This is a genomic window from Luteimonas abyssi, from assembly GCF_001482195.1.
GTDB lineage: Bacteria > Pseudomonadota > Gammaproteobacteria > Xanthomonadales > Xanthomonadaceae > Luteimonas > Luteimonas abyssi.
On record NZ_KQ759763.1, the window covers coordinates 3,838,835 to 3,863,117 of the forward strand.

The window sequence follows — 24,283 nt, forward strand, 5'->3', positions numbered from 1 at the left end:
CTCCGGAGAACCGACAATGAGTGCACATCCGTTGCCCACCGCCGACGCCATCGCCCGGGATTGGGCGACCAACCCCCGCTGGAGCGGTATCGAACGCACTTACAGTGCCGAGGACGTCGCCCGCCTGCGCGGTACCGTGCATGTCGAGCATTCGCTGGCCCGCATCGGCGCCGACAAGCTGTGGCGCTCGCTGCAGAACGAACCGTTCGTCAACGCGCTCGGCGCCCTGACCGGCAATCAGGCCATGCAGCAGGTCAAGGCCGGACTGAAGGCGATCTACCTGTCGGGCTGGCAGGTGGCGGCCGATGCCAATCTTGCCGGCGAAATGTATCCCGACCAGTCGCTGTACCCCGCCAATTCGGTCCCGCAGGTGGTCAAGTGCATCAACAACACGTTGCTGCGCGCAGACCAGCTGCACCACGCCGAAGGCGACGGGACGCCGGGCGAGCGGATCGATTTCCTGCAGCCGATCGTGGCCGATGCCGAAGCCGGCTTCGGCGGCGTGCTCAACGCGTTCGAGTTGATGAAAGGCATGATCGAGGCCGGTGCGGCCGGGGTGCATTTCGAGGATCAGCTGGCCTCGGTGAAAAAGTGCGGCCACATGGGCGGCAAGGTGCTGGTGCCCACCCGCGAGGCGGTGGACAAGCTCGCCGCCGCGCGCCTGGCGGCCGACGTGTGCGGCGTACCGACGCTGCTGATCGCGCGGACCGACGCCGAAGCCGCCGACCTGTTGACCTCGGACATCGACGACAACGACAAGCCGTTCTGCACCGGCGAGCGCACGCCCGAAGGCTTCTACAAGACCCGCAACGGGCTCGACCAGGCGATCAGCCGCGGCTTGGCCTACGCGCCGTACGCCGATTTGATCTGGTGCGAGACCGGCAAGCCGGACCTGGCGTTCGCGCGCAAGTTCGCCGAGGCGATCCACGCCAAGTTCCCCGGCAAGCTGCTGGCGTACAACTGCTCGCCGAGCTTCAATTGGAAGAAGAACCTGGACGACGCCACCATCGCGACGTTCCAGAAGGAAATCGCCGCCTACGGCTACCGGTTCCAGTTCATCACCCTGGCCGGCTTCCATGCGCTGAACTACTCCATGTTCAACCTCGCCCATGGTTACGCGCGCCGGCAGATGAGCGCGTTCGTGGAACTGCAAGAGGCGGAGTTCGCCGCAGCGGACAAAGGCTTCACTGCGGTGCGTCACCAGCGCGAGGTCGGCACCGGCTACTTCGATTCGGTGACCCAGGCCATCCAGCGTGGGCAGTCGTCGACCACCGCGTTGACCGGGTCGACCGAGGAAGAGCAGTTCACGCGAGCGGCCTGAGCATCGCCGGCGACCCGGACCCTGGGGGAGCGTGAGAGCCGGCGTCCGGAGAACCGATGGGCTCGCGTCGCCGGACGCTACGATGCGTGCCGGCGAGAGTCAGCGCCGGCGACGCGTCCCCAACGCGTTGGGCTGGCGATACCGGCGCCGGGGTCGGCAGGACGATCAGCCACGGATGCCCTGAAAGCCTCGATACCCCAGCGCTTCCGTGAGGTGACCGGTTCCGATCCGCGTTTCGCCCTCCAGATCCGCGATGGTGCGGGCGACGCGCAGGCAGCGGTGGAGGGCGCGTGCGGACAGTTGCAGGGATTCGATGGCGCGTTCGAGCAGGACCTGATCGTCCCGGTCGAGACGGCAGGTGGCGTCGGTGGTGGCCTGGTCGAGCCGTGCGTTGCAGGTACCGGCGCGCGCGTGCTGGCGGCTCCGGGCCTCGATGACGCGCGCGCGCGCCGCGGCGCTGTCTTCTCCGGGCGGCGCGTCGGGGCGGAGTTCGGCCGGCGACAGCCGGGGTACGTCGATCTGGAGGTCGATGCGGTCGAGCAGCGGTCCCGAGACGCGGTTCCGGTACCGGGCGACCGTGTCGGCAGGGCAGCGGCAGCGTCCGCTCGGGTCGCCGGCCCAGCCGCATGGGCAGGGATTCATGGCAGCGACGAGCTGGAACCGTGCGGGGAACTCGACTTGGCGGGCCGAGCGGGAGATGGTCACTGTCCCGGATTCCAGCGGTTCGCGCAGCACTTCGAGCGCCTGGCGTCCCCACTCGGGGAGTTCGTCGAGGAAGAGCACGCCATGGTGGGCGAGTGAGATCTCGCCCGGACGCGGCTCCGAGCCGCCGCCGACCAGCGCGACGGCGCTGGCGGTATGGTGCGGCGCGCGGAAGGGGCGCTGACGCCAGCGGGCCGGCTCCAGACCGCGTCCGCTGACCGACGCGACGGCGGCGGCCTCGAGGGCTTCGGCGTCGTCGGGTGGTGGCAGCAGGCCGGGCAGGCGCGAGGCCAGCAAGGTCTTCCCGCAGCCGGGCGGTCCGATCAACAGCAGGTGGTGACCACCCGCCGCGGCGATCTCCAGGGCACGCCGTGCGCGCGTCTGGCCGCGCACGTCGCGCATGTCGGGCGCCGCGATCTCGGTGATCACGGGCAACTCGGGGCGCGGGAGCGCCTTGCGCCCGTGGAGCATCGCGCAGACTTCGAGCAGGGTGCGTGCGGAATGGAGATCGGCGTCGCGCACCAGCGCGGCTTCTTCGGCGTTGCCCGCCGGAATCACCAGCCGGCGACCCGCTGCGGTGGCCGCCAGGGCGGCCGGGAGCGCGCCGTCGATCGGGCGCAGTTCGCCGGTGAGACCGAGTTCGCCGACGAACTCGCAGTCGCGCAAGGCGCCGAGGGGAATCTGGCCGCTGGCGGCGAGAATGCCCAAGGCGATGGGCAGATCGAACCGGCCGCCATGCTTGGGCAGATCGGCCGGGGCGAGATTGACGGTGATGCGGCGGGCCGGGAATTCCAACTGCGCGCACTGGATGGCGGCGCGCACGCGGTCCTTGGCTTCGCGCACCGCGGCCTCCGGGAGGCCGACGATGGACATGGAAGGAAGGCCGCCGCCGAGGTGCACTTCCACCTGGACCGGTGGTGCCGCGACCCCTGCACGCGCGCGTCCATGCACGAGTGCGAGTCCCATGAAGGGATGTCCTTGTCAGTGGGGTGTGTCAGTGGGTGGCGTTGTCCGGTGCGTCGCCGCGTGCCAGTTCCGCCTCGAGCCACTGCACGGCCTGCTCCAGTGCGTCGAGCTTCTCGCGCGTGCGCAGCAACACGGCGCGCTGGACGTCGAACTCCTCGCGGGTGACGAGATCGAGCTTGCCGAGACCCGACTGCAGCACGGCGCGGAAGTTCTCCTGCATTTCGTCCCGGCTTTCGCGCAGCGAGGGCGGCACGAGGCCGCTGAGGCGGCGGGCGAGATCGTCGATATGGTTGAGGTCGATCATGGGGGCTTCCTGCTTCTGGTGCGCTCAGCTTGCATCCGCGAAACAACGGGTGCTATCGGCCCGACCGGGTGCTCGCTGTAGGGAAAATCCGACGGAACGCCGGCTCGGGGGAGGCGTTGGCGCGCGGATTGTAGAACGGCGGGATTGCCGCGGTGCGCTATGCTGCCCGCAGTTCCGATGGAGGCGGTGTGATGAAGATGGTCATGGCGATCATCAAGCCATTCAAGCTCGACGATGTCCGCGAGGCGCTGGGCGAAGTCGGCGTGACCGGGGTCACGGTGACCGAGGTGAAGGGCTTTGGGCGCCAGAAAGGTCACACGGAGCTGTATCGGGGCGCGGAGTATGTGGTCGACTTCCTGCCGAAGCTGAAACTGGAGATCGCGGTGCCCGACGACCAGGCCGAGGCCGTGGTCGATGCCATCCTCAAGACCGCCAACACCGGCAAGATCGGCGACGGCAAGGTCTTCATCTACGACCTCGATCGCGCGATCCGCATCCGTACGGGCGAGCTGGATGGAGATGCGCTATAACAGGATGTCGATAGTTCCTCAAGGAGAGAGAAATTATGCTCATTCGAGCAAGCTTCTTTGCATTGATAGTCGCTGTATCCGGTGCAGCTGGCGCTAATCAGGCCGGGCGAGCCCAACAGATTGTAGTCAGCACCGATGTCGCACAGATCCAGCAGCAGCAGGCTCAGATTCGGACCGATCTTGAGACACGGCAGGGTCGTTACAAGGATATAAACGAATCGGAGCGGCGTTCTGTGATCGCTCATCAGGATGCCGTAGCGCGTCTCTTGGACGGCGAGTACAGCTCCACGCAAGAATTGAGCGCAACCGCTCGGATGGAGTTGTTCAACCGGTTGGAGTCAATCGGCGCGATCTTGAACCAATCCGAGGACAGCCGTATGGTCTGTGAGAGGATTCGGCCCACAGGTAGCCGCGTATCTCAGATGAACTGCAAGACAGTGGCTGAACGCCGCGCGGAGCGAGAAGCGACGGCTGACGCGCGCTCGGTCCGATCGACGGCGTGCGACGGCCCATGCCAGGGTGACCCGACCAGTCGCATGGAAGGGTGGTAGTTGCAGGTGTAGACGCTGCCGGGATCGGTATCAGTCAGCAGCCCAGCGCCGCCGCCACGAACGGCGGCAGTGCCTGGGCGCCGCGATGGGTATCTGCGGTGTAGTACGCCGTGTCGAAGCCCTTGCCGCGGGCGTCCTGCTCGCGGAAGTCGAAGCCGCCCGACTTGCGTGCCAGCGTGCACGACCACCAGCCGGTCGGGTAGCACGGCTGCGGGAACGGCAGGGTCTGGAAGGCGGTGAAGCCGGCCTTGCCCATCTCGCCGCGCATTTCGCGAATCAGGTCCAGCAGCGCCAGCGGCGACTCGGACTGCTGGACGAGGATGCCGTCGTCCTTCAGCGCGCGGAAACAGGACTCGTAGAACGCGCGGTTGAACAGGCCTTCGGCCGGGCCGACCGGATCGGTCGAGTCGACGATCACGATATCCAGGCTGCCGGCCTCGGCGTTCTTCATGTAGGCGATGCCGTCGTCGAACAGCAGTTCGGCGCGCGGGTCGTCGTTGGAGGCGCACAACTCCGGGAAGTGCTTCTCCGCCATCCGCGTGACCTGCTCGTCGATGTCGCACTGCACGGCCTGCTCGACGCCCGGGTGCTTGAGCACCTCGCGCAAGGTGCCGCAGTCGCCGCCGCCGATGATCACCACGCGCTTCGGCGCGGCGTGGGTGAACAGCGCCGGGTGCGACATCATCTCGTGGTAGAGGAAATTGTCGCGGGTGGTCAGCATGACCGCGCCGTCGATCAACATCAGGTTGCCCCAGTCGCTGGTCTCGTAGATCTCGATCTTCTGGAACGGCGACTGCACCTCGTCGAGCTTGCGCACGATGCGGAAACCGATCGAGGAACCGGTGTGGTCGAAGTTCTCGTGGAGCCAGGTCGGGGCGGACATGCGGAAGCTTCCGGGATGAGCGGGGGCGCGCATTGTAGCCGAGGCCCCGTGGCGGTTCGGGGACGGGCGGGCCCGGACGGCGTCCCGGCCGCGTGCGCCGGGACGCCGGGCACCCCGCGGCGATCGTCGATCCCGCACGGTGTCACCGCAGGTTGGGGCGCCAGGTCCTAGACTATGCGTCCTTTCCCGCCTGCCTGGACGCCTGCCGATGACCGCCTGGTCCACCGACCTCGCCCGCAAGACCTATTCGATCCCGCACTGGAGCGAAGGGTACTTCGACGTCGACGCGGCGGGCCGGATCGTGGTGTCGCCGCGCGGCGCGCAGGGGCCGTCGATCGCCTTGGCCGAGGCGGTCGACACCGCCCGTGCGAACGGTGCGCAGCTGCCGTTGCTGGTGCGTTTCCCGGATATTCTCGGCGATCGGCTGGGCAAGCTGCAGACCGCGTTCGCGCAGGCGCAGACCGAGTGGGAGTACGCCGGCGGCTACACGGCGGTCTATCCGATCAAGGTCAACCAGCACCGCGGCGTGGCCGGCACGCTGGCGTCCCATCATGGCGACGGCTTCGGCCTCGAAGCGGGCAGCAAGCCCGAGCTGATGGCGGTGCTGGCGCTGTCGCGCCCGGGCGGACTGGTGGTCTGCAACGGCTACAAGGACCGCGAGTACATCCGCCTGGCGCTGATCGGCCGCAAGCTCGGCCTGCAGACCTTCATCGTGGTGGAAAAGCCGTCCGAGTTCGCGCTGGTGATGGAGGAGGCCGCCGCGCTCGGGGTCAAGCCGGGGCTCGGTGTGCGCATGCGGTTGGCCTCGCTGGGCGCGGGCAAGTGGCAGAACAGCGGCGGCGACAAGGCGAAGTTCGGTCTCAACCCGCGTCAGCTGCTGGACCTGTGGAAGACGCTGCGCGATGCCGGCATGGCCGACTGCCTGCAACTGCTGCACTTCCACATGGGCTCGCAGATCTCCAACGTGCGCGACATCGCCAACGGCATGCGCGAGGCCACCCGCTACTTCGTCGAGTTGAGCAAGCTCGGCGCCACGATCACCCATGTCGACGTCGGCGGCGGCCTCGGCGTGGATTACGAAGGCACGCGCTCGCGCAGCTACAACTCGGTCAACTACGGCGTGCGCCAATACGCCGGGTCGATCGTGCAGCCGCTGGCGCAGGCCTGTGCCGAACACGGCCTGACCGCGCCGCGCATCGTCACCGAGTGCGGCCGCGCGATGACCGCGCACCACGCGGTGCTGGTGGCCAACGTGTCCGAGGTGGAGCGCGCGCCGGAAGGCCGCGTGCCCGACGCGCACGACGACGAGCCGGCCGTGGTCGCCAACCTGCGCGAACTCCACGGCGAGCTGAGCTCGCGCCCGGCGGTGGAACTTTTCCACGAGGCGCAGCACCAGCATGCGGAAGGTCTGGCGCTGTACGCGCTCGGCCAACTGGATCTGGTGCATCGCGCTCGCATCGACGATCTGTTCTACGCGCTGGCGCATGCGGTGCGCCAGCGCCTGACCTACGACGAGAAGAGCCACCGGCCGTTGCTCGACGAGCTCAACGAACGTCTGGTCGACAAGTACTTCGTCAACTTCAGCGTGTTCGAATCGATGCCCGACGTCTGGGCGATCGACCAGGTGTTCCCGATCGTGCCGATCGAGCGGCTCGACGAACGACCCGAGCGCCGTGGCGTGATCGCCGACCTCACCTGCGATTCGGACGGCAAGATCGACACCTACGTGGAGAACGAGGATCTCGATACTTCGTTGCCGCTGCATCCGTTGCGGCCGGGCGAGCAGTACCGGCTCGGCTTCTTCATGGTCGGCGCCTACCAGGAGATCCTCGGCGACATCCACAACCTGTTCGGTGATACCGACGCGGTGGAAGTGAAGATCGAGGGCGACGGCATCGCGGTGTCGCAGCAGCGTCGCGGCGACACCACCGACGTGATGCTCGATTATGTCGGCTACCGGCTCGACGATCTGCGCGCGCGCTACACCGCGTTGGTCGATGCGGCGTCGCTGGCCGGGGACGAAGCGCAGCGGCTCAAGGACGCGCTGGAAGCGGGGCTCACCGGCTACACCTACCTGGACGACACGCCGCTGGCGTGAGTGCGCGGTGCGCGCGCGGCTTGCCGGCCACCTGCGGTCGCGTTCGCGCGCGATCTTCGACACGGACCGATGAAGATCGCCCGTGGTGGCCGCTTTCGCGTGTCGAGGGTGTCGTGGTCCCTAGGAACGTGCCTGGCGCGTGCGAACGCGAGCCGCGTGGTCGCTGTCTTCTGAAGCTGCGACCGGCTGGGGTGGCACCCGGTCGGACGTGGCGCGTTCTCGCAGCGGTGTGCGGTCGGTCTGGGTCGTAGGCCGGTGGCCGTGCGCTGGACGTCGCGAGGACCATGCGCACAGGCGGGCACGGCAGAGGCCACGACGAGGGATCGAGCCTCGCGGTGGATCAGGCCTCGCGGTGGATCTGGAATCCCGCCAGCGACTGGCTGACCGGCATCACTTCGAGCCGGTTGACGTTGAGGTGCGGCGGCAGGTTGGCCACCCACCACAGTGTCTCGGCGATGTCGGCCGGGGTGATCGGGTGCGCACCTGCGTATAGCGCGTCGGAGGCCGCCTGGTCGCCGCCGGTGCGCACCAGGGTGAATTCGGTTTCCGCCATGCCCGGCTCGATCGAGGTCACCCGCACGCCCGTGCCGTGCAGGTCGGAGCGCAAGCCGAGCGAGAACTGGGTGACGAAGGCCTTGGTGCCGCCGTAGACGTTGCCGCCCGGATACGGCCAGTTGGCGGCGATCGAACTCACGTTGAGGATCGCGCCGCGGCGTGCGATCAGCGTCGGCAGCAGCCGATGGGTCAACGTCGCCAGCGCGGTGATGTTGGTGTCGATCATCTGCCGCCACTGCATCAGGTCGGCACGCTGTGCGGGCGCGGTGCCGAGTGCGAGCCCCGCATTGTTGACCAGCACGTCGATGTCGCGGAATCCCTCCGGCAGTGCATCCAGCGCCGCATCCATGGCGTCCGCATCGCGGATGTCGAAGGCCGCCGGATGCAGGCGCTCAGGGCCGTAGGCGTCGACCAGTGCCTGCAGGCGGTCGGCTCGGCGACCGCAAGCGACCACGCGCCATCCGGCGCTGGCGAAACGTTCCACCGTGGCGCGGCCGAATCCGGCGGTGGCGCCGGTGATGAGAAGGGTGCGGGTCATGCCTCGATTGTAGCGACCGGGTCGTCAACGCGGGTGCGGGCCCTGCGTGTGGTGCCGCCGATCGTGCAGGCGCCGCGGCGCCGCCGTGCGGCACGGCAAGGTCATGGCCTGCGGGGGGTTGAGCCCCGGGCCCGGGCAGGCGCCGCCGTCAGTCGTCGACGCGCAGGTAATCGCCGGTCAGACCCTCGGGGCAGGTGCCCGCGGCGTTGGCCACCGACATGAGGTCGGGGGCGAAGCGCAGATCGAAGCTGCACGCGTCGTGTTCGAAGCGGGCACTGCCGACGCGCTCCTCGAAGCCGCCTTCGAGCGGCGCATCCAGTGCGGCGGCGGTGATCTGCAGGTCGTAGCGGCCCTGGCCCTGCCGTTGCACATCCAGCACCGGCGCGTCGGCCTGTGCCGGCTGCCGGTAGGTTCCCGGCATCACCAGCGGCGGCCGGCCACTGGCGATACGGCGGCGGATCTCGTCGAGCCGGCTGCTGTAGCTGGTGTCCAGGCAGCGCACGCTGATGCAGGTGTCGCGTCGCTCGCGCGCCCATTGCGCCTGCTCGCCGGCGAGCGCGTCCGGGTCGTCGCTGCGCAGGGCCAGGTCGGGGATCAGCGCCTGCAGTTCGGTTTCCAGCGCCTGCAGGCCCGGCGTGCGGCAAATCGTACGTTGCGCCCAGCCGTCGGCGGCATCGCAGTCCAGTTCGGCCGCAGCCGCCGGCAGGCCGGCGATCAGAGGAAACGCGAGGGCGGCAACGAGGGCGAGGGGCTTCATGCGCACATCCATGTCGTGGGGGACGGGTCGATGGGGCGGGTCGGGCGACTTACTGCACGCGGATCGCCAAGGCCGGAAGACCGCCGCCTTCGAGCCGGCCCTTGGCCTCGGCCAGCTCGGTGGCGCTGCCGTAGGGGCCCATCCGCACGCGGTACACCGTGCGTCCGTCGGCGGTGCCCGATTCCACTCGCGCGCTCAGGCCGAGCAGCGCGATCCGTGCCTTGAGCGCTTCGGCATCGCCCGATGCGCTGAACGAGCCGGCCTGCAGCAGATAGCGGGCGTTGGCGTCCTGCGTGCCCGGCGCGGGCGTGGCGGTGCCCGGTGCGGGTGTGGCGGTCTGCGGTGGAGCGGTCGCCGTGGCGGGGGCGTCCGGAGCCGCCAGTTCGGCAGCATCTTCCTGCCGGCGCGCAGCCTCGCGTTGGCGAGCCTCTTCGGCACGGGCGCTGGCGGCAAGTTCAGCGTCTGTCATCGGGACTTCCTGCCCCGGCAGCAGGGTGTAGAAATCGTAGTCCGGTGCGGTGTCGGGCAGCGGTGCGTCGGGCGCCGGTGCGGCCGGGGCATCCGCGGGACGTGCGGCGGCGGGCGGTGCGGCATCGTCGTCGCTGCCGATGGCCGGCGCGGGCAACGCATCCGGATTGGCGCGCGGTCGATAGAAGCCGTCCTCGCCGTCGGATTTCAGCAGGCGCGGGGCCAGCATCACCACGACGATGGTCAGCACGATGCCGATGATCATCCAGGCCCAGCCGGGCAGGCCGCCGGAACTGCCGCCGTTGCGTCGTGCCTGGGATTTGCCGCGTCGCGCTGCCACTGCTGTGCTACCTCTGTCTGTGACGGCCACCAATGCGGCCGGATCGAAAAACGCCCGAAAACTAGTGTATGCCGAACGCGACGACGACGCCCGCCGCCGGTTCAGGCGGCCGCGTCGGCATCCGCCGGGCGGGGCTTACATGCGCTCGGGCGCACCCACGCCGAGCAGGGCGAGGCCGTTGGCGAGTACCTGGCGGGTGGCCAGGGCCAGGGCCAGGCGTGCGTTGCGCTGGGTGGCGTCGTCGACCAGGAACTGGTGGTCGTTGTAATAGGACTGGAAGGCCTGCGCGAGTTCGACGAGGTAGGTCGCGATCAGATGCGGTTCCAGGGTGGCGCCGGCGGTCTCGACGATTTCCGGGTAGCGCGACAGGTCGATCAGCAGATCGCGGGTCGCGCCACTGTCCAGATCCGGCGTCTGCGCGAGGCCCTGGTCGAGGTCGAAGGCCAGGTCGCGTTCGTCGAGCTGGCGCAGCAGACCGCAGATGCGCGCGTGCGACAGCTGCACGTAGTACACCGGGTTGTCGAGCGACTGGCTGCGCGCGAAATCGATGTCGAACACCAACTGCGAGTCGGGCTTGCGTGCGATGAGGAACCAGCGGGTCGCATCGCGGCCGGCTTCGTCGATCAGGTCGCGCAGGGTCAGGTAGCTGCCGGCGCGCTTGGAGAGCTTCACTTCCTCGCCGCCGCGCATGACAGTGACCATCTGGTGCAGCACGTACTCGGGCCAGCCCTGCGGGATGCCGGCATCGAGTGCCTGCAGGCCGGCCTTCACCCGCGCCAGCGAGCCGTGGTGATCGGCGCCGAGTTCAGTGATCGCGCGCTCGTAGCCGCGTTGCCACTTGCTCAGGTGATAGGCCACGTCCGGCACGAAGTACGTGTAGGTGCCGTCGGACTTGCGCATCACGCGGTCCTTGTCGTCGCCGAAGTCGGTGCTGCGCAACCACAGCGCGCCGCCCTCCTCGTAGGTGTGGCCGTGGGCGACCAGTTCGCGCACGGTCTCCTCGACCTTGCCGTCGGCGTACAGCGAGGACTCCAGGAAGTACACGTCGAATGCGACGCCGAAGGCATCCAGGTCGGCGTTCTGCTCGCGACGCAGCCAGGCCACCGCGAAGCGGCGGATGGCGTCGAGGTCGTCCGCGTCGCCGGTACCGGCGACGGTCTGGCCGTCGACCTCGACGCTGTCGCCGCGCAGGTAGGCGGCCGCGACGTCGGCGATGTAGTCGCCGTTGTAGGCGTCGGCCGGCCAGTCGGCGTCGCCCGGCGCATGGCCCCTGGCGCGCGCCTGGGTGGAGACGGCCAGATTGTTGATCTGCACGCCGGCATCGTTGTAGTAGAACTCGCGCACCACGTGCCAGCCGTTGGCGTCGAGCACGCGTGCGATGCAGTCCCCGATCACGGCGGCGCGGCCGTGGCCGACGTGCAGCGGCCCGGTCGGATTGGCGGAGACGTACTCGACGCCCGCGCGACGGCCGTCGCCCGACGCGTTGCGGCCGTAGGCGTCGCCGTCGGCATGGACGCTGCGCAACTGCGCCTGCCAGGCCGCGGGCGCCAGTCGGACGTTGATGAAGCCGGGGCCGGCGATCTCGACGGCCGCGAACAGGTCGTTGGCCGGCAGCGCGTCGATCAGCGCCTGCGCGAGCTGGCGCGGGTTGCTGCGTGCGGGCTTGGCCAGCAGCATGGCGACATTGGTGGAAAAGTCGCCGTGACTGCGGTCCTTGGGACGCTCGACCACGAAATCGGGGGCGACGAGGTCGGCGGGCAGGGTGCCCTGCTGGATCAGGACGTCGAGGCCCTGCTGGATCAGGGCGCGGAGCTGGGCTTTCACGGCGGGACCGGGTATCGCAGGGAGCCGGCTATTGTAGACGGCCGTGCGCCGGGGCGCTGCGCCGCCCGCATCCGCCAGGTCGGAGCCACCGGGTCGGGGCCGGCGCGGCAATGCCGCGCCGTGTGCGGCACCCACGCCGCGACGGCCCGTTCAGACCCAGCCGCGTGCGGCCAGGGACACCGGAGCGCCGTCGCCGACGACGAAATGGTCCAGCAGGCGGATGTCCACCAGGGCCAGCGCCTGCTTGAGCTGGGCGGTGACCGCGCGATCGGCTGCACTGGGTTCGGTGCTGCCGCTGGGGTGGTTGTGACCGACGATCATCGCCGCGGCGTTGTGTGCCAGCGCGCGTCGTACGATCTCGCGCGGATGCACTTCGGCGCCGTCGATGGTGCCGCGGAACAGCTCCTCGAACGCCAGGGCGCGGTGGCGGGTGTCGAGGAACAGCACCGCGAAGACCTCGTGCGGCAGCCCGCGCAGGCGCTGGGCGAAGTAGCGGCCGGCGGCGCCGGGATCGGTCATGGCTTCGCCGCGCTCCAGGTCGGCGGCGAGGCAGCGGCCGCACAATTCCAGTGCGGCCGCGAGTCGGGCGGCGCGTGCCGGACCCAGGCCCGGCAGCGTGACCAGCTCGCCCGCAGGGCGTTCGAGCAGCTTGCGCAACGGACCGTGCCGGGCGAGCAGCATCCGGGCGGTGGCGACGGCGTCCTGGCCGCGCAGTCCGGAGCCGAGAAAGATCGCCAGCAGCTCCGCATCGGACAGCACCGCCACACCGCGGGCGAAGAGCTTTTCACGGGGGCGTTCGGTCGACGGCCAGTCGCGGATCAACATGGGATGTCTCGGCAAAGGGGGTGCGCCGCCGCGGACGGCCGACAGGGAGCACGTCGAGGAGGGCCGTCTGTCGGCTGCCGGCCGTCCGCGAATGGCGCACCGCCATTCCATCGCAGGCGGCGCCGGATCGCCGCCGGTCGGGGACGTGCCTTCGGGTAAGCTGTCGCCCTGTTTTCGTGTCGGACGCTTCCCACCGTGATGACCGAGTCGCGATCGCCGCTCGATGGCCTGCTGCACGGACGGCGCATTCTCGTCTGCGTCGGCGGCGGCATCGCCGCCTACAAGGCTGCCGAGCTGGTCCGCCGGCTGCGCGACGCCGGCGGCGATGTGCAGGTGGCGATGACCGAGCACGCGCAGCATTTCGTGGGCACGGCCACCTTCCAGGCGGTCTCCGGGCATCCGGTCCGGACGTCGCTGTGGGATGCTGCGGCCGAGGCCGCGATGGGCCACCTCGAACTGGCGGCGTGGGCGGAGATCGTCGTCATCGCCCCGGCGACCGCGGACCTCATCGCGCGGCTGGCGCACGGGTTCGCCAACGATCTGGTGACCACGCTCGTGCTCGCCACCGAGGCACGGGTGGCCATCGCGCCGGCGATGAACCACCGGATGTGGCGACACCCGGCCACCCAGGCCAACGTGGCGATCCTGCGCGAGTGGGGAGTGCAGGTGATCGGCCCGGACGATGGTCCGCTGGCCGAGGGCGAGTCCGGTCCAGGCCGCCTGCGCGAACCGGAGGCGATCGTGCGCGCACTGGCGGCGGCATGAGCGTGTCGCTCGCCGGGCGGCGCATCGTGGTCAGCGCCGGCCCCACCTACGAGGACATCGACCCGGTCCGTTTCATCGGCAACCGCAGCAGCGGCAAGATGGGCTTCGCGGTGGCCGCCGCCGCGGCGCGCCGCGGCGCGCAGGTGATGTTGATCGCCGGCCCGGTGCACCTGCCCACGCCTGAGGGCGTGCAGCGCATCGACGTGCGCTCGGCGCAGCAGATGCGCGACGCGGTGTTCGCGCAGTTGCCCGCGGACGCCTACATCGGCGCGGCGGCCGTGGCCGACTACCGCCCCAGGACGCCGCTGTCGGGCAAGCTGAAGAAGACCGGCGAGACCCTCGCGCTGGAACTGGTCCGCACGCCCGATATCCTCGCCGAACTCGGCACGCATGCGCTGCGCCCGCGCCGTCTGGTCGGCTTCGCGGCCGAGACCGACGATATTGCCCACTACGCGCGCGGCAAGCTGGTGCGCAAGCGGCTGGACCTGATCGCCGCCAACCGGGTCGGCCAACCGGGCAGCGGGTTCGAGAGCGACGAGAACGCGCTGGTCGTGTATGCGCACGATGGCGAGCAGGCGCTGGGTCCGGCGCCGAAGACCGAGCTCGCCGACGGTCTGCTCGACCTCGTGTTCCCCGACTGAAGCCCTGTCCGGGCGAGCCCGCCCAGACGCCGCGCCGGCGCATGCCGATGCGCGATCCATCCGGAGTCCTCGTGTCCAATTCCCACGTCCTGCAGGTCAAACGTCTCGATGCCCGTTACGGCGACGACTGGCCCTTGCCCGCCTATGCCACGACCGGCAGCGCCGGCCTCGACCTGCGCGCGGCGCTGGACGCGCCGTTGACGCTCGCCCCGGGTGCCGCCGAACTGGTGCCCAGCGGTCTCGCCATCCACGTGGCCGATCCCGGCCTGTGCGCGGTGATCCTGCCGCGTTCCGGCCTGGGCCATCGCCACGGCATCGTGCTGGGCAACGGGACCGGGCTGATCGACGCCGATTACCAGGGGCCGCTGCTGATCAGCGTCTGGAACCGCGGGCAGCGCACCTACACCATCGAGCCGGGCGATCGCATCGCCCAACTGGTATTGCTGCCGGTGGTGCGCGCCGAGCTGTCGTTGGTCGAGGACTTCGAGGCAAGCGCACGCGGCAGCGGTGGTTTCGGGCATACCGGGACGCGGTGATCATTCCTGCGCAGCATCGGTATCCGGTGCCTGGGCAAACGGGTTACGGTAGGCGGCGCCCGCGAGGGCGTATGGCATGCAAGTTGCGAAGGCTTTCGGGTTGCGAAGCGACGAAACACCGAAGGGCTTCGTGTCGGCCGGCGACGCCAGGGGGCGACGTCGCGGGTCGGCGCAGATGACCGCGCCCGTGGGAGAACACACATGAGCGACACCGGACCGCACAGGTTGCGACAGGGACTGGCACGACTGCGCCCGGCGATGCCGTGGATCGCGCTCGTCCTGGTCGCGGCGGCGCTCTGGATCGCGTGGGGCGGCTGGCGGCACGTGCAGGACGGCAACCGGCGTGCATCGCTGGAGCAGTCGCGCGACATGGCGACGCTGTCGGTCTCGCGGATCCTGCGCACCGAGCAGGATCGTCTGGTCGAGCGGGTGGAGGCACCGGCATTTCGCGATGCTGCGACCGGCGAGGATTTCGAGGCGGCGGCGGCGATGCTCGTCGCCGACTGGCCCGGCCTGGAGGAGGCCGCGGTGTATGCACCGGCACTCGAAAGCGTCTACGCCCAGTTGTCCGACAGCGGCTACGGCCGCGCCGCCGTGCTGGAAGCCGCGATCAGCGAGGGCCGGCCTGCGGTCCGGGTGATCCGCGAGGACGGCGCACAGAAGCTGGCGATCGCCGCACCGGTGGGCGCCGAGGACGCGGTGCCCGACGCCGTGGCGGTCGTCCGGCTGCCGCTGACCCGCGTGCTCGGAGGATTCGACGAGACCGAGCTCGACCCGTCGCGCATGTATCTGGCGCTGCGCCAGGGCAGCGTCACCCTGTTTGAACGCGGCAACACCGACCATGCCGGCGCCGCCGAACGTCTGGCCACGCCGATCCCGGGTTCCGGCCTGCGCGTGGCGGCCGCCATGCCGCATGCGGCGGCCGCGCCGCTGGGGCTGTCGGGCATTCCCGCCTTCGTGACCGCACTGGGCCTGCTGTTGCTGGCGTATGTGGTGTGGCGGGTGCTGCCGGGCTTCGCACGCGAGGCGGCCGATGCCGACGACGACGCACCCACATTGTCCGAAGCGGTCGCGCGACCGCCCACGGACCCGGATTCCCCCCCCAGGAAACGCGAGGTTCCAGACGTGCCAACACCGCAGCCCGTTCCAATCGACCGCAGTATCTTCCGCGCCTACGACATCCGTGGCGTGGTCGGCGAGACGCTGGATGCGCAGGTCGCCCGGCTGATCGGCCAGGCCATCGGTTCGCTGATGCGCGAGCAGGACCTGCCCGACATCGTCGTCGGCCGTGACGGTCGCCTGTCCGGCCCGGAGCTCATGGCCGGATTGATCGAGGGCCTGCGCCTGGCCGGCCGCAACGTGATCGACGTCGGCATGGTGCCCACGCCGGTGGCGTACTTCGGCGCCTATCACCTGCGTACCGGCTGCTGCGTGTCGCTGACCGGCAGCCACAATCCGCCCGACTACAACGGATTCAAGATCGTCGTCGGCGGGACCACCCTGTCGGGCGACGCGATCGTCGATCTGCACGCGCGCATCGCCGAGGACCGTCTGTACAGCGCCGATGCGCCCGGCGGTCTGAGCGAGCGCGACATCGCCACCGATTACGTCGAGCGCATCGCATCCGACGTCTCGCTCGAGCGCCCGCTCAAGATCGTGGTCGATGCCGGCAACGGCGTGGCCGGCGAGATCGGCCCACGGGTCCTGGAGGCCATCGGCGCCGAGGTGGTGCCGCTGTACTGCGAAATCGACGGTACCTTCCCCAACCACCATCCGGACCCGAGCGAGCCGCACAACCTCGAAGACCTGATCAGCATGGTCAAGCGGCTGGACGCCGATCTGGGCATCGCCTTCGACGGCGACGGCGACCGTCTGGGCGTGGTGACCCGCGACGGCGAGAACATTTTCCCGGACCGTCTGCTGATGCTGTTCGCCGAGGACGTGCTGGAGCGCAATCCCGGCGCCGTGATCATCTTCGACGTCAAATCGACCGGCAAGCTGCCCGGCCACATCCTGCGCCACGGCGGCAGCCCGCTGATGTGGAAGACCGGGCATTCGCTGATCAAGGCGAAAATGCGCGAGACCGAGGCCGAACTGGCCGGCGAGATGAGCGGTCACTTCTTCTTCTCCGAGCGCTGGTACGGCTTCGACGACGGCATCTACGCCGCTGCGCGCCTGCTGGAAATCCTCGCCGCCCGCGAGGACAGCGCGACGGCCGTCCTGCACGCGCTGCCGTCGGGGGTGTCGACGCCCGAGATCAAGGCACAGGCGCCGGGCGGCGACCCGCATGCGTTCATCGAACGCTTCCAGGCGGCGGCGCAACTGGAGGGCGCACGTCTGTCGACCATCGACGGCGTGCGTGCCGACTGGGGCGACGGCTGGGGTCTGGTGCGCGCGTCCAACACCACGCCGGTGCTGGTGCTGCGCTTCGATGCCGACGACGCCGCCGCGCTCAAGCGGATCCAGGCGACGTTCCGCGAGCAGTTGCTCGCCGTCGATCCGGCGTTGTCGTTGCCGTTCTGACCGGCGGAGGCCGACGGCCGCCGCCGGGGTTCCCCGACGGCGGTCCGGGGGTTCCGGCGCTGCCGCGAATGCGACGTTCGCGGCAAGCTGACGGCTCCGCACATGGAGCACGCAACAATGACCAGGGACGGTCCTCGGCCGGGCACGACGCTCGGCGTTCCTTTGCTGATCGCGGCCGGCCTGCTGGCCCCGGTCGGCGCGATCGCCAGCCCCCCTTCCGGGGCAGCCCCAGCCACCGGTCGCGATGCGGTCGCGACGCCTGCATCGGCGGGCATCCGGACGCCATCGCCACCGCCGTCGCCGCCACCACGCGGCATGATGCTCGCCAGCCACTACGCCGGCGACCTCGCCGATATCGGCGCGTACTGGGTCAGCGAGAAACTCGACGGCGTGCGCGCGCGATGGGACGGGCGCACCCTGTGGACGCGAGGCGGCCTGCCGGTGATGGCGCCCACCTGGTTCACGCAGGGCTGGCCGCCCGTCCCCATGGATGGCGAACTGTGGATCGGGCGCAGGCGATTCGACGAGGTCAGCGTGCTCGCGCGTCACGGCGGCACCGACGACGCGTGGGGCGCGGTGCGTTTCCTGGTATTCGATCTGCCGGCCGAGGCCGCGGGATTCGAAGCGCGGATCGCACGCATGCGGCGCCTGCTGGACGCACAGGCGATCGCCTGGCTGCGGCCGGTGCGCCAGCGCCGGTTCGGTGATCGCGACGCCCTGGACGCGCACTTTCGCGCGCTGGTGGAGGCCGGAGCCGAAGGCCTGGTGCTGCACCATCGGGATGCGCCGTACCGCGACGGGCGCAGTCCGCTGCTGCTCAAGTACAAGCCCTTCGAGGATGCCGAAGCACGGGTGGTGGCGCATCTGCCCGGCCAGGGGCGGCACACCGGGCGCGTCGGCGCACTGCTGGTCGCGCTGCCCGACGAGCGGCTGATCCGGTTGGGCAGCGGTCTCAGCGATGCCCAGCGGATGGATCCGCCCGCAGTGGGCGCCACGGTGACGTTCGGCTATTCCGGATTGACCTCGACCGGCCTGCCGCGGTTCGCGCGCTTCCTGCGGATACGCGATGACGCGACCGCACGGGATGCGCCGCCCTGACCGGTCACGCTGCGGGGCCTGGAAGAAAAAGGGCCCCACTCGGGGAGTGGGGCCCTTTGCGGCTCATCTCACGAGGATGAATCAGCGTGGGGGATTGGCATCGTCATTGCTGCTGCCCGGGGTGCTGCTGCCCGACGTGCCGCGACGGCGTGCCAGATACTCGTCCGCCCAGCGTTCGGTGACCTTGCCGGCCGCCGTGCGGCCGCCCAGGCCGAAGGCCAATGCGGCCGCGATCGCTACAGCGCCGAGCACCAGGCCGAACGCGAGGTTGACGATGTCGTCGGCGATGCCCATCGCACGCAGGCCCATCGCGATCACCAGGCCCAGGATCGCGACGCGCGCGATCCGCGACAGACCCACGCGGCCGTCCGGGTTGGCGCGCTGGATGGCACGTGCGGCCAGATCCGCCAGCCAGTAACCGATGGCCAGGATCACCACGCCCAGCAGGATGTCGCCGCCGAATGCGATGAACGTCGCCAGCAGGTCGCGGACCCCGGCGAAGCCCAGGCGGTGCGCGGCCTCGACGGTGGCGAACAGCATGATGAAGAACAGCGCGAGCCGGCCGACGAAGACCGAGAGACCACCGCCGGCTTCAGTCGCGGGCGCATGGGGAGTGACCAGCGGATCGACCGGGGTGTCGATGTCCGCGGCCACGTGGTCGACATGCTGCGCGGCCGGCGCCGGACGCGGTGCCGCGGTGCCGGCATCGACGCCGGTTCCCGCCGGGACCAGATGCGCAAGGCCCAGGCGGGCGGGCAGGCGATCGGCGCCGAGGTTCTGCAGCAGGCGGGTGATCAGGCCCGACACGAAGCGACCCAGATACCAGGCCACCAGCAGGATGACCGCCGCGGCGAGGATGTTCGGAATCGCGGCCAGGAACAGCGCGAGCATCTCGCTGGCCGGCGCGGAGATGGCCTCGATCGCCAGCGCGTCGAGCGCGGCGATCAGGGTCGGCACGATGACCAGGATGAACACCAGCGTCCCGCCGAGCTGCGACAGCTTCACACCTTCGGTGACATGCGCCCGGTCGCTGAAGCGGTCCACGCCGGCGGCGGCGAGCAGGTTGGTCACCAGCCCACGCAGCACCTTGGCGATCAGCCAACCGACCACGCCGATGACCACCGCTGCGAACAGGTTCGGCAACGCGCCCAGGAACTGTCCGGTCATCGCGTTGAGCGGCTGCATCAGGCCCTGGATGTGCAGCGCGCCGACGATGGCCGGCAGGAACAGCAGCAGCACCAGCCAGTACACGACATTGCCGAGCACCGACGACAGCGGACGCACCCCGGCCGAGTCGGACAGCTTCTCGTCCCATCGCCCGGCCGCCATCAGCCGGTTGACGGCCGCGCGCAGCATGGTCGCCACCACCCAGGCGACGAGCGCCAGTGCGGCCGCCAGCACGATGCGGGGCAGGTACAACATGACCTCGGCCACCAGCGCCGAGAACGGGCCGGAGATGCCGTCGATCCTCAGGACGCTGAAGACGCCGATCAGCGTCAACAGGATGATGAACCAGAATCCGAGCGACGCGGCCACCTTGACCACATCCACCTGAGCCTGCGTCTGCGTACCCACGCGTTCATTGAGGCGGAGCCGCGCCAGGCCCCCGCGGATCAGTCCGCGCACGAACAGCGCGAGCAGCAAACCCACGACGAGAATGAGTACGGCGCCGAGCACGCTCGGCAGGTATTGGCCCAGGCTCAGTTCGAGCTGGCGGCCAAGTGGCATAGGGTCCATGGCGGTCCTCCGGGGGATGGTTCCAACAGTGAAGCGAACACCCACGGGGCGAACGCGCGGGATGCCGTATCGAACGAAAGTCGGCCACACCCACCCTACCGATACCGGCTGTGGGCTGAAGGTGAATGCTGTGCATCCGACGGGATGCGCGGCGTGTTCAGTCGACGCGCTTGAAGTCGCGGTAGCGGCCCAGCGCGTCGCGCAGGTCTTCGTCGAGGTGGGTCCGCTCCTCGAGCTGCTGCGCCAGAATCGCCTGCTGCCGGAGAAGATCGCCGTGCTGGCTGCGGATGTCGTCGGCCAGCCGCTTGCGCACGGGCTGCTCGCTGAGTTCCATGTCGGCTGCCTGGCGCAGCAACGCCACCAGGCTGGCGCGCAGGTTGCCTACGCCCATCTGCGAGGTCTTGATGGATTCGTCGATCAGGGTGATGCGGTCGCCGTAGGCGCGTTCGAGATCGGCCTCGGTGGCGTACGACTCCACCATCGCCAGATCGCGGCGCCGCCGCACGGTCTCGGCTTCGGCGTCCTGCGCAGCCTCGCGTGCGGCCTGCCCGGCCGCCGCGCGCTCCTCGCTCGACAGCGCACGTCCGACCCGCTCCCGTGCCAGTCCCGTGCGCGAGCTGAATTCGGTGCGCGCCGCGTCGACCGCGGATGCAGGCAGTGCATCGCCGCAGATCTTGTGGCCGTCCTCTTCCCAGCAATAGACGCGGCGGTCGCTGGCGGCTGATTTGCCGCGCTGCGCTTCGGCCGGTGCAGCGAGCGCGAACGCACCCAGCACGGCCAGACTGCCCACCCACACGCCTGTCCTGTTCATCGCTCCGCCCCCGGGTCGGTCAGCCACGTCGTCCGATGCGGCGCACGCGCTTCAGTCGTCGCTGCCGTATCGCGCGCGATAGGCCGCCAGCCGTTCGCGCTCTCCCGACAGTGTCGCGTTTTGCGCGGCGAACGCAAGCAGATCGCCGAGCGTCGCCACCGCGACCACCGGCACCCGGTGCGCCCAGGCCACGGCCTGGGCGGCGGAGCGTCGCGGTGTGGCCTGCTCGTCGACGATTTCCTGCCGGTCGAGTGCGATCGCGATGCCGCTGATCGTGCCCCCCGCCTCGGCGATCAACCCGAGGGCTTCGCGGATCGCGGTGCCGGCGGTGATCACGTCGTCGACGATCAGCACGCGCCGGTCGGCCAGCGCCGCACCGATCAGCATGCCACCCTCGCCGTGCGCCTTGGCTTCCTTGCGGTTGAACGCGACCGGCAGATCGCGGCCGCGTGCGGCGAACTCGCAAGCGAGTGCGGTCGCCAGCGGAATGCCCTTGTAGGCCGGGCCGAACAGCAGGTCGAACTCCAGTCCGGCGGCTTCGATCGCGTCGGCATAGCAGCGGGCCAGCCCCGCCAGTGCGCTGCCGCTGTCGAAGCGACCGGCGTTGAAGAAATAGGGGCTTACGCGGCCGGACTTCAGAGTGAAGTCGCCGAAACGCAGGGCGTCGGCCTCGAGCGCGAGCTGGAGGAAGCGGGTGCGATGGTCGGTCATGCCGGCATTCTCCCATGCGCGCACCGCGGTCGGGCGCGGTTGGCCAGCGGCAGCGGCGAATCCGTTACGCTAGCGCCGCTCCCGCCACGCGGGACCGCACCGCACGACGTAGCGCAAGGGATCCACGGGATGAGAATCGTCAGCTTCAACGCCAACGGCCTGCGCTCGGCAGCCAACAAGGGCTTCTTCGACTGGTTCGCCGGCCACGATGCCGACATCCTCTGCGTGCAGGAGACCAAGGCGCAGGAGCACCAGTTGTCGGGCGAGGCGTTCCGGCCGCCGGGCTATCACGTGGCCTTCCGCGACGCGACCACCAAGAAGGGCTACAGCGGCGTGGCGATCTACAGCCGTCGCGAGCCCGACGAGCTGCGCACCGCGCTGGGCTGGGCGCCGTTCGACGACGAGGGCCGCTATCTCGAAGCGCGCTTCGGCAACCTCAGCGTGGTGTCGTTCTACATCCCGTCCGGCTCTTCGGGCGAGATCCGGCAAGGCTTCAAGTTCGAGATGATGGACTGGCTCAGGCCCATCCTCGACACCTGGCTGGCCAGCGGCCGCGACTACGTGCTGTGCGGCGACTGGAACATCGTGCGCGCGCGCAACGACATCAGGAACTGGAGCAGCAACCAGAAGAATTCCGGCTGCCTCCCACCCGAGCGCGCCTGGCTCAACGGCATGATCGGCGACGCCTGCGGCGATGGTTCGCCGCAGCCCCAGGTCGGCAGTGGCTGGGTCGACACCTTCCGCGCGCTCAAGCCCGACGCGATCGAATACACCTGGTGGAGCAACCGCGGCGCCGCGCGCGCCAACGACGTGGGCTGGCGGCTGGATTACCAGCTGTGCACGCCGTCGCTGGCCGAGCGCCTGAGCGGCTGCTCGATCCTGCGCGAGCCGCGCTTCTCCGACCATGCGCCGTACACGGTCGACTACCGCGACGTGGACGCCCGCGGATGAGCCAGGTCCCGGCGCAGGCGGTCACGTCGTCGCGCTGGACACGCGCGCTGGCCACCTACGGCAAGCCGCGGATCGCCTCGATGTTCGCGCTCGGCTTCGCCGCCGGGCTGCCGTTCCTGCTGGTGTTCAGCACGCTCACCGCGTGGCTGACCGAAGCCGGCGTGACCCGCGGCGCGATCGGTTTCTTCACCTGGGTCGGCATCACCTATTCGATCAAGGTGTTCTGGGCGCCGGTGGTCGACCGGGTGGCGCTGCCCGGGCTCGGGCGCTGGCTGGGCCAGCGGCGCAGCTGGATCCTGCTGGCGCAGTCGGTGATCATCGCCGGCCTCGCGGGCATGGCCATGACGGACCCGTTGCAGGATCTCGTGCGGCTGGCGTTGTTCGCGCTGCTGGTGGCGTTCGGCTCGGCCACACAGGACATCGCGGTGGACGCCTGGCGCATCGAGGCCGCGCCGCCGCAGGAGCAGGCGGCGATGTCGGCCACCTATGTGTTCGGCTACCGGATGGCCTTGCTGGTGGCTGGCGCCGGCGCGCTGCACATGGCCGTGCGCATGGACTGGAGCCAGGTGTATCTGGTGATGGCAGCGCTGATGGGGGCCGGCGTGCTGGCGACCCTGCTCAGTCGCGAACCCGAGGTCGTGCGCCGGTCGGACGCCGCATTCCTGGAGCAGGGCGCGCAGGATTACCTGGCGCGCAATGCGCACCTGCCGCGGCCGCTGCGCATGAGCGTGGCCTGGTTGATCGGCTCGGTGGTCAGCCCGTTCGTGGATTTCTTCCGCCGCTACGGGCTGCATTCGCTGGTGGTGCTGCTGCTGGTGGGCAGTTTCCGCATCAGCGACATTTCCATGGGCGCGATGGCCAATCCGTTCTATCTGGATCTCGGCTTCACCAAGGCGCAGATCGCCAACATCTCGGGCATCTACGGCATCGTGATGACGATCCTGGGCGGGCTGATCGGCGGCGTGCTGACGGTGCGCTACGGCCTGTTGCGGATGCTGCTGGTCGGCGCGGTGCTGTCGGCGGTCACCAACCTGCTGTTCGCGATGATGGCGGTGGTGGGTGCGGAGCCGTGGATGCTGGTGATCACCATCAGCGGCGACAACTTCTTCGCCGGGCTGGCGATGGCGGTGTTCATCGCCTGGCTGTCGAGCCTGACGTCGACGGCGTACACCGCCACCCAGTACGCCTTGTTCAGCTCGTTGATGACGCTGCCGGGCAAGTTCATCGGCGGCTTCAGCGGCCAGGTGGTCGATGCCGTGGGCTGGTTCCACTACTTCGTCTACGTCACCGCGATCGGCGTGCCCGCCGTGCTGCTGTGCATCTACCTGATCGTCCGGGAGCGTCGGGGACCGCACGGTCCGGCGACGTCGCCGTCCGGGGCCAGCGACGCCGGCGGTGACGGCGTGCGATCGTCGGCCTGACCGTGCTGCGGCGGTCGTCGGCGCTCGCGGTGAATCGCACCCGGTCCGGGTCGGCCCCATCTTGCCGGCCCGGGCGCAGCGTGTCAGCTTAGCGTTCGCCTACAGGATGAGGAGTGGTTGCCGGTGACCGATATCGTGCTCAGGGATGTGGACGATGTGCTGCTGGAGCGGATTCGCCGCGTGGCCGCGCGTGCCGGCTGGGAACTCCCGGTCGCACTGGTGAATCTGATCGAGCAGGGCCTGCACGTGCACGAAGGCGAGGGCACCATGCATCTGGAAGGTGGCGAAGCCGACGCCCTGCAGGCGGCGCTGCACGCCCTGCAGGCGGTGCCGGACGATCCGGGTTTCGCGATGATCGGTCGTGCCGACGGGCAGGCGGCCGGCGCGCCCCAAGGCTGACGGCCTGTCTTGTGGGGGCCGGCAGCCC

20 protein-coding genes and 1 pseudogene are annotated in these 24,283 nt (G+C 69.7%); 10 read left to right on the plus strand and 11 right to left on the minus strand.

What is annotated here, in order from left to right:
* Positions 1-16: 16 nt before the first annotated feature.
* Entirely contained in the window at positions 17-1,321 is a 1,305-nt protein-coding gene (gene aceA, locus RG19_RS16475; RefSeq protein WP_058836220.1) for an isocitrate lyase, read from the plus strand.
* A gap of 165 nt (positions 1,322-1,486) precedes the next feature.
* Here aceA and RG19_RS16480 read toward each other — a convergent pair whose 3' ends face one another.
* Together RG19_RS16480 and ubiK are read right to left on the minus strand one after the other, a co-directional pair.
* Positions 1,487-2,989, minus strand: a complete 1,503-nt coding sequence (locus RG19_RS16480) for a YifB family Mg chelatase-like AAA ATPase (RefSeq protein WP_058836221.1) — start codon at positions 2,987-2,989, stop codon at positions 1,487-1,489.
* A 28-nt stretch (positions 2,990-3,017) separates the two neighbouring features.
* Entirely contained in the window at positions 3,018-3,293 is a 276-nt protein-coding gene (ubiK, locus tag RG19_RS16485) for a ubiquinone biosynthesis accessory factor UbiK (RefSeq protein WP_058836222.1), read from the minus strand.
* A gap of 191 nt (positions 3,294-3,484) precedes the next feature.
* On the opposite strand from ubiK, the gene RG19_RS16490 reads away from it, so the two are divergent.
* Positions 3,485-3,823: a P-II family nitrogen regulator gene (locus tag RG19_RS16490; RefSeq protein ID WP_058836223.1), complete on the plus strand. Its 339-nt coding sequence runs from the start codon at positions 3,485-3,487 to the stop codon at positions 3,821-3,823.
* A 585-nt stretch (positions 3,824-4,408) separates the two neighbouring features.
* On the opposite strand, the gene speE is transcribed toward RG19_RS16490, so the two are convergent.
* Entirely contained in the window at positions 4,409-5,257 is an 849-nt protein-coding gene (gene speE / locus RG19_RS16495; protein WP_058836224.1) for a polyamine aminopropyltransferase, read from the minus strand.
* Positions 5,258-5,465: 208 nt separating this feature from the next.
* On the opposite strand from speE, the gene speA reads away from it, so the two are divergent.
* The gene (gene speA / locus RG19_RS16500; RefSeq protein WP_058836225.1) at positions 5,466-7,355 is read left to right on the plus strand and encodes an arginine decarboxylase; all 1,890 of its coding nucleotides are present in this window, start codon (positions 5,466-5,468) and stop codon (positions 7,353-7,355) included.
* 340 nt (positions 7,356-7,695) lie between these two features.
* Here speA and RG19_RS16505 read toward each other — a convergent pair whose 3' ends face one another.
* The 5 genes from RG19_RS16505 to radC form a co-directional block, all read right to left on the minus strand.
* Positions 7,696-8,448, minus strand: coding sequence for an SDR family NAD(P)-dependent oxidoreductase (locus RG19_RS16505; protein WP_058836226.1), 753 nt, complete (start codon positions 8,446-8,448; stop codon positions 7,696-7,698).
* A 148-nt stretch (positions 8,449-8,596) separates the two neighbouring features.
* The gene (locus tag RG19_RS16510; protein ID WP_157515313.1) at positions 8,597-9,205 is read right to left on the minus strand and encodes a lysozyme inhibitor LprI family protein; all 609 of its coding nucleotides are present in this window, start codon (positions 9,203-9,205) and stop codon (positions 8,597-8,599) included.
* A gap of 49 nt (positions 9,206-9,254) precedes the next feature.
* A complete protein-coding gene (locus RG19_RS16515) occupies positions 9,255-10,013 on the minus strand; it encodes an SPOR domain-containing protein (protein WP_058836228.1) in 759 nt (252 codons plus the stop codon).
* 135 nt (positions 10,014-10,148) lie between these two features.
* Positions 10,149-11,837: an arginine--tRNA ligase gene (gene argS / locus RG19_RS16520; protein WP_058836229.1), complete on the minus strand. Its 1,689-nt coding sequence runs from the start codon at positions 11,835-11,837 to the stop codon at positions 10,149-10,151.
* 150 nt (positions 11,838-11,987) lie between these two features.
* Complete coding sequence (gene radC / locus RG19_RS16525; protein ID WP_058836230.1) at positions 11,988-12,662, minus strand: RadC family protein; 675 nt, start codon at positions 12,660-12,662, stop codon at positions 11,988-11,990.
* 198 nt (positions 12,663-12,860) lie between these two features.
* Here radC and coaBC point away from each other — a divergent pair.
* The 4 genes and pseudogenes from coaBC to RG19_RS16545 all read left to right on the plus strand — a co-directional run bounded on the left by coaBC (position 12,861) and on the right by RG19_RS16545 (position 18,225).
* Positions 12,861-14,068 (plus strand): annotated as a pseudogene (gene coaBC, locus RG19_RS16530) (bifunctional phosphopantothenoylcysteine decarboxylase/phosphopantothenate--cysteine ligase CoaBC).
* A gap of 47 nt (positions 14,069-14,115) precedes the next feature.
* Positions 14,116-14,604: a dUTP diphosphatase gene (gene dut, locus RG19_RS16535; protein ID WP_058836231.1), complete on the plus strand. Its 489-nt coding sequence runs from the start codon at positions 14,116-14,118 to the stop codon at positions 14,602-14,604.
* A gap of 201 nt (positions 14,605-14,805) precedes the next feature.
* Positions 14,806-17,127, plus strand: coding sequence for a phosphomannomutase/phosphoglucomutase (locus tag RG19_RS16540; RefSeq protein ID WP_058836232.1), 2,322 nt, complete (start codon positions 14,806-14,808; stop codon positions 17,125-17,127).
* A 117-nt stretch (positions 17,128-17,244) separates the two neighbouring features.
* Positions 17,245-18,225 carry a DNA ligase gene (locus tag RG19_RS16545; RefSeq protein ID WP_082672745.1) on the plus strand — a complete coding sequence of 327 codons (981 nt, stop codon included), beginning with the start codon at positions 17,245-17,247 and terminating at the stop codon, positions 18,223-18,225.
* An 81-nt stretch (positions 18,226-18,306) separates the two neighbouring features.
* On the opposite strand, the gene RG19_RS16550 is transcribed toward RG19_RS16545, so the two are convergent.
* From RG19_RS16550 to pyrE, 3 genes are all read right to left on the minus strand, one after another.
* Positions 18,307-19,962 (minus strand): mechanosensitive ion channel, encoded by a 1,656-nt coding sequence (locus RG19_RS16550; protein WP_082672746.1) that lies wholly within the window; start codon positions 19,960-19,962, stop codon positions 18,307-18,309.
* A 157-nt stretch (positions 19,963-20,119) separates the two neighbouring features.
* Positions 20,120-20,773 carry a hypothetical protein gene (locus RG19_RS16555; RefSeq protein WP_058836234.1) on the minus strand — a complete coding sequence of 218 codons (654 nt, stop codon included), beginning with the start codon at positions 20,771-20,773 and terminating at the stop codon, positions 20,120-20,122.
* 51 nt (positions 20,774-20,824) lie between these two features.
* Complete coding sequence (gene pyrE, locus RG19_RS16560; protein WP_058836701.1) at positions 20,825-21,484, minus strand: orotate phosphoribosyltransferase; 660 nt, start codon at positions 21,482-21,484, stop codon at positions 20,825-20,827.
* Positions 21,485-21,613: 129 nt separating this feature from the next.
* On the opposite strand from pyrE, the gene RG19_RS16565 reads away from it, so the two are divergent.
* The 3 genes from RG19_RS16565 (at position 21,614) to RG19_RS16575 (ending at position 24,255) form a co-directional block, all read left to right on the plus strand.
* Positions 21,614-22,435: an exodeoxyribonuclease III gene (locus tag RG19_RS16565; protein WP_058836235.1), complete on the plus strand. Its 822-nt coding sequence runs from the start codon at positions 21,614-21,616 to the stop codon at positions 22,433-22,435.
* Complete coding sequence (locus tag RG19_RS16570; RefSeq protein ID WP_058836236.1) at positions 22,432-23,856, plus strand: AmpG family muropeptide MFS transporter; 1,425 nt, start codon at positions 22,432-22,434, stop codon at positions 23,854-23,856. Before RG19_RS16565 ends, RG19_RS16570 begins: the two co-directional genes overlap by 4 nt.
* Before the next feature lie 123 nt (positions 23,857-23,979).
* Positions 23,980-24,255: a hypothetical protein gene (locus RG19_RS16575; RefSeq protein WP_058836237.1), complete on the plus strand. Its 276-nt coding sequence runs from the start codon at positions 23,980-23,982 to the stop codon at positions 24,253-24,255.
* Positions 24,256-24,283: the final 28 nt, after the last annotated feature.